General features: G+C 46.1%; 9 protein-coding genes. 4 read left to right on the plus strand and 5 right to left on the minus strand.

Features of this window, described 5'->3' with window-relative positions; all coding sequences use genetic code 11:
* Both VIN66_RS18570 and VIN66_RS18575 read right to left on the minus strand, forming a co-directional pair.
* A partial coding sequence (locus VIN66_RS18570) for a GGDEF domain-containing protein (protein WP_331925372.1) occupies positions 1–648 on the minus strand: 648 nt, incomplete at its 3' end.
* A 104-nt stretch (positions 649–752) separates the two neighbouring features.
* Positions 753–1,340 (minus strand): HAD family hydrolase, encoded by a 588-nt coding sequence (locus tag VIN66_RS18575; RefSeq protein ID WP_331925373.1) that lies wholly within the window; start codon positions 1,338–1,340, stop codon positions 753–755.
* A gap of 156 nt (positions 1,341–1,496) precedes the next feature.
* On the opposite strand from VIN66_RS18575, the gene VIN66_RS18580 reads away from it, so the two are divergent.
* Positions 1,497–1,910, plus strand: coding sequence for a YccF domain-containing protein (locus VIN66_RS18580; protein WP_331925374.1), 414 nt, complete (start codon positions 1,497–1,499; stop codon positions 1,908–1,910).
* 16 nt (positions 1,911–1,926) lie between these two features.
* Complete coding sequence (locus tag VIN66_RS18585) at positions 1,927–2,265, plus strand: MGMT family protein (RefSeq protein WP_331925375.1); 339 nt, start codon at positions 1,927–1,929, stop codon at positions 2,263–2,265.
* Here VIN66_RS18585 and VIN66_RS18590 read toward each other — a convergent pair.
* From VIN66_RS18590 to VIN66_RS18600, 3 genes are read right to left on the minus strand one after another with little or no spacing between them, the layout of a single operon-like run.
* Positions 2,262–2,552: a hypothetical protein gene (locus VIN66_RS18590; RefSeq protein WP_331925376.1), complete on the minus strand. Its 291-nt coding sequence runs from the start codon at positions 2,550–2,552 to the stop codon at positions 2,262–2,264. The genes VIN66_RS18585 and VIN66_RS18590 overlap by 4 nt on opposite strands.
* Positions 2,552–3,067: a hypothetical protein gene (locus VIN66_RS18595; protein WP_331925377.1), complete on the minus strand. Its 516-nt coding sequence runs from the start codon at positions 3,065–3,067 to the stop codon at positions 2,552–2,554. The genes VIN66_RS18590 and VIN66_RS18595 overlap by 1 nt, the downstream gene beginning before the upstream one ends.
* Before the next feature lie 30 nt (positions 3,068–3,097).
* A complete protein-coding gene (locus VIN66_RS18600; RefSeq protein ID WP_331925378.1) occupies positions 3,098–3,538 on the minus strand; it encodes a hypothetical protein in 441 nt (146 codons plus the stop codon).
* A gap of 137 nt (positions 3,539–3,675) precedes the next feature.
* On the opposite strand from VIN66_RS18600, the gene VIN66_RS18605 reads away from it, so the two are divergent.
* Positions 3,676–4,263 carry an ACP phosphodiesterase gene (locus tag VIN66_RS18605; RefSeq protein WP_331925379.1) on the plus strand — a complete coding sequence of 196 codons (588 nt, stop codon included), beginning with the start codon at positions 3,676–3,678 and terminating at the stop codon, positions 4,261–4,263.
* 108 nt (positions 4,264–4,371) lie between these two features.
* The gene (locus tag VIN66_RS18610; RefSeq protein ID WP_331925380.1) at positions 4,372–5,073 is read left to right on the plus strand and encodes a YebC/PmpR family DNA-binding transcriptional regulator; all 702 of its coding nucleotides are present in this window, start codon (positions 4,372–4,374) and stop codon (positions 5,071–5,073) included.
* The last annotated feature ends 54 nt before the right edge of the window (positions 5,074–5,127 follow it).

The raw sequence follows: 5,127 nt of genomic DNA on the forward strand, positions 1-5,127 counted from the left end.
AATCTGCTTAAAATGATCTAAATCTAACAGAATCAAACCGTACTGCCGCGACAAACGGGCGAACTCAGAAATAGCTAACGCCAGTTGATCATTCAATGTACGCCGGTTACCGGCACCGGTCAGGCTGTCGGTTGTCGCTAAGCGCTGTAATTCGCGGCGCTGCAGTTGTGCGCGGTAAGCGAAAATAAATGCAAACAAGCTGGTAATACTGGTAGTAACAAAGAACGCCAGCATCTGAAACCGGCTGGCAAAAATAAGTTGCGGATACAGATTAGCAATAACAAACAACGACCCAAGCATCAGCGCCAGCAATGCAAAAGCACAAATTGGCGCAACCAGAAAGAAAATAAACACTAAAAAGGGGTAAACCCAGAATAAGCCATCTACACCCAGGTTGATGCATACCAGCAGGGCTCCGGCACAAAACACCAACGCCATAAATAAACCGGGCTTCACCGTATCACCACTGCGCCATGCCATACGGGTCGCTGCCATCGCGCACAGCACCATAAACAGGTCTGCAGTGCCTACAATATAATTGCCACTGTATAACCGGTATATCCCGTAGGGAGTGACACAAAGCACTATGATGCAGCCAACCAGTGTCAGCATTGCCAGATAGAAATCGTTTTTCAGCCGCTCTAACACTTAGCTATCCCCGACAGGCATTTTATTCTTATTAATATAGAAGCATCCTAGCGTATAAACTAACCTGAAAGCAAAAGTCTGCAGCCAGCAAAAAAACCATCATATCATCCGACTAGCATACTGCTCAGTTCATCGAAATGACGGAATGACCAACTGGCCAGCGGCAAAAAATGACTATTATGTTCATTAAGATACAGACAGGACGGCATACCGGCATTAGCGGCTGTTTGTAAATCAAACAGGTAATCGCCTACGTAAATCATCTCGCTGACTTCCAGTTTCATTTGCGCCGCAATACGCAGTAACCCCTCCGGGTCAGGTTTTGCAGCACAGTCCTCCCGCGTCAGAATATGCTGTATCGGGATCTGTAGTCTGGATACCGTCAGCTGGGTTGCTGCACGCATATTACGCGTCAGAATAGCCAGCGGTATACCGGCCTCGCTGAGCCGTTCAAGGCACTGTTGTGCACCCGGCATCCAGCTGGCAAGCTCGGCGCCGCGCATTTCATGACGACAAATAATGTCCGTTATTCGCTGCCGTTCCTGGAGTTCTTCAACCGTAGCGAGCGTCTCGAGCAATGGTGTACCTTGCGGCCAGCCGATATCATCACAGATCAGCGCAAAATCCAGTGCAGAGTCAACCAGAGTCCCATCTAAATCAAATACCACTGCTTTTCTACCGTTAAATACCATCACTCTTCCTGCTACTTCGTGTTTTTCACCACTCAGTGGTCGGATAGACCTCTGCCGCAAAACCACAATAAATATAAAGCATTGATTTTAAGTTAGTGTAAATATGGCACAAGCTGTGCTTCTCACTACCAGGCTATATAATAAAGGACATGATACATGAGTTTACTGCGTTTAATCTTCAATATACTGTGGTTTGTAATGGGTGGTTTTATTATGGGCATGCTTTGGTGGCTGGCCGGGTTAATCTGCTTCATCAGTATCATAGGTATCCCATTTGGTCGCAGCTGCTTTGTAATAGGTGAAATGGCGTTCTGGCCATTCGGGCAGGATGCCGTGAACCGGCGTTATATTAACCGCTACGACGATATCGGCACGGGTGGCTTAGGTATGCTGGGTAATATCATCTGGTTTTTATGCTTTGGGATCTGGCTGGCACTTGGGCATATAGGTCACGCCATAGTGTGTTTTGTCAGTATTATTGGTATCCCCTTTGGCATACAGCACTTGAAGCTGGCATTATTAACGCTTGCCCCAATTGGCAAAACAGTCATTTCACGGCAGACCATATGAGATTTCAGGAGTAATAATGGATGACAGTAAATACCAACGTATCTGGCAGACGGTGCTGCAGATCCCGGTCGGCAAAGTAGCAAGCTACGGCCAGATAGCCGATTTGGCCGGCCTACCAGGCAGAGCCAGATTAGTTGGTAAAGCCCTTGGTAAAGCACCTGCTGAGTTAAGGGTACCGTGGTTCAGAGTGTTAAGAAGTAACAGAAGCCTGGCTTTTTCGCCAGGCTCAGAAGCGGCCGAGTTACAACGTCAGAGTTTGTTAGCGGAAGGGGTATTAGTGAAAAATAATCGCGCACAGCAACAGGATGTCTGGCAACCAGATCTGGCCGAGTTACTATTTAAGCTAAATTACTAAACGCGTTTTAAACGACTTTTTGCGCGTAATAATGCTTCCTGCTCAAACTCTTCCATATACTCTGCCAGGTCACCTTTCCACTGCTCATCAATAGTTTCTGCGCCATCTTTGAGCAAACCTACTTCCAGCTGATCCCGGCGCACCAACAGCTCGTGCGCCCTGCTATGCATCTCCAATTCAACCTCGGCCTGGATCTGGCTGATTGAGCGTAAAAAATGCAGTCGCTTGAACATATGTAAAGCCAGAATATTCAACAAAATCATAAAGCTGATAAAAACAAAGATCATTAACTGACTCCATAGCGCTTCTGTCTGAAAGTAACATTTTGCATTACCCAGAAGAATATCATCGCTGGCATTAAAGCAATATTTATCAAAGGAATACCATATTGATATAACGCTCTTGTATATGAGCTTAGAAACAAGTATTGCTCTACGAAAAATATGCTCTGCAAAGTAGCCAGTAGTACAAAGGCAAAGCCCGCCAATTCAGCTACAGCACTTACGCTCTGCTTCAACATATTATGAAATTTAAACAACAAATAAATAGCAAGTGCGTCAATCAAGCAAAACGAGCCATACCAAGCAAACTTGTAAACAATCCCATCGTTTGCGGCTATTTTGTACAGCAGCGGAACCAGAGACGTCATAACGCCATTAGTTACGGCAACCACAGTAAATGTAATTAAAACTGAAGATACTTTTTTCTCGAATCGAATAGCTGCAATCAGCAGTATAAAATAGCCAATAAACAAATATTTATCTAAATTAAATAAGACTAATTCCAGCCTATCCCAGTCCATATCTCTGATTACCCTATAGTGTTTTTTAAATCAGTTCCCCGGAGGAATAATTCCACCACCATTACCCAAAGTACTAACAGAATCGTCGCCTGTTATCGGTGCATTACCTGGAGGAATAATTCCACCACCATTACCCTGGGTACTCACTGCATCACCACCAGTAATTGGTGCATTACCCGGAGGAATAATTCCACCACCATTACCCTGAACAGTTGCAGCACTCCCTTCAGTTGTTGGAGCATTGCCCGGAGGAATAATCCCCCCTCCATTTCCTAAAGTGGTTGAGGCTGAATTCTGAGCAAGCAATAACCGGGCTCTGTCACTAATCTGCACGGAATCACTACCAGATGCTAATGCTGTTGCTGGAGTCTGTGTTGTTTGTTCTGCTTTAGTGCTTATTGCATTTTTTTCCTGAGCATAAAATTGCACTTGCGCCGCGCTATTATTATTAACATTACCGATCGACATCATTAACCTCGTATCTGAGTTGTTGACAACCCCATACTAAGTACTAGTCAACAATAATGCCAGTAAAGATGCCAAGTTACAGTTGACAAAAAAATGATATTTAGCAAAGCATTGTAGTTAAAGATTAAGAAGGACTACTTGTGAACTATCTGGCGCATATTGCACTGTCACAGCCGAATTCATATTCATTAGTTGGTAACCTGCTGGGAGATTTCTGCAAAGGTGTGCAGATAGAGACATTGCCGCAGGCGGTGCGTCAGGGTTTAGCGAATCATCGTGCGGTGGATCACTTTACTGACCACCACCCTTTGGTGCGCCGCGCCAAAACACATTTTTCGGTGCAGCGCCGCCGCTTTGCCGGTATCGCGCTGGACGTACTGTTTGACCATTTTTTAATAAGCCACTGGTCAGAGTTTTACAGCCTGTCATTTGCCGCCGCCAAACAGCAGATATATAACGATATTGCTGCTGCAGAACATCTGATGCCGCCTGCGATGGCTAACACTATGCGAAATGTGTATCAGACAGACTGGTTCGCCAGCTATGAGCAGTTACCGAGTCTGGGCTATGCCCTTGACAGAATTGCAGAGCGCATACGCTTCACCAATCAATTCAGTGGCGTGATTGGAGAGATAGATCCGGTATATTCTAAGCTGGAGCAGGATTTTCTGCAGTTCTATCCGCAGCTGCAGCAGCATGTTCAGCAACTGGGGCTGGAGCAGAACTAAGCATGCTTTTACTGCAGATTTATCATAAGCGTTGTTGCGTTAAAAGCCTGCTATTGGCTAGACTAGCGCCCTGTTTGTTTTGATAGCCACATATACAGGAGCGCAACAATGGGCGCACAATGGAAAGCCAAACACAAAATGGATGCCGCCAATGCCAAAGGCCGCATTTTCACCAAGCTGGCAAAAGAAATCGCCGTAGCTGCGCGTAATGGCGCCGACCCGGATATGAATGCCAAGCTACGCTCAGCCATTGAAGCGGCTAAAAAAGCCTCAATGCCGAAAGATACACTGGAACGTGCGATTAAAAAAGGTGCAGGCTTGCTTGACGGCCCGGCCAACTATGAAACAGTAGTCTATGAAGGCTTTGCACCTCATCAGGTCCCGGTCATTGTTGAATGTCTGACAGATAACAAAAACCGCAGTGCGATGAGCATTCGTCAGCTATTTCGTAAAGGCCAGCTGGCAACATCGGGCGCAGTGTCGTGGGATTTTAAACATTTAGGTCAGATTGAAGCCGAAGCTGACAGTGCTGATGCCGATATGGAACTGGCAGCCATCGAAGCAGGCGCTCAGGATTTTGAACAGGGCGACGATGGCGAAGTAGTGTTTTTAACTGAAGCGACCGATTTAGACGCTGTGGCTAAAGCCCTGCCGGAATTTGGTTATAAAGTACTGACCGCCAAGCTGGTGTACCGTGCAAACAACCCGGTAGCGCTGGGTGATGCTGAACGGGCTGAAGTTGAAGCTTTTTTAGATGCGATTGATGCTGATGACGATGTGCAAAACGTGTATGTCGGTTTAGCGGGCTAACGACGCAGCAGTATTTAAAAAGCCATCCGATCGGATGGCTTTTTAAATACTGCT

The organism is Rheinheimera sp. (assembly GCF_036568245.1).
Taxonomy (GTDB): domain Bacteria; phylum Pseudomonadota; class Gammaproteobacteria; order Enterobacterales; family Alteromonadaceae; genus Alishewanella.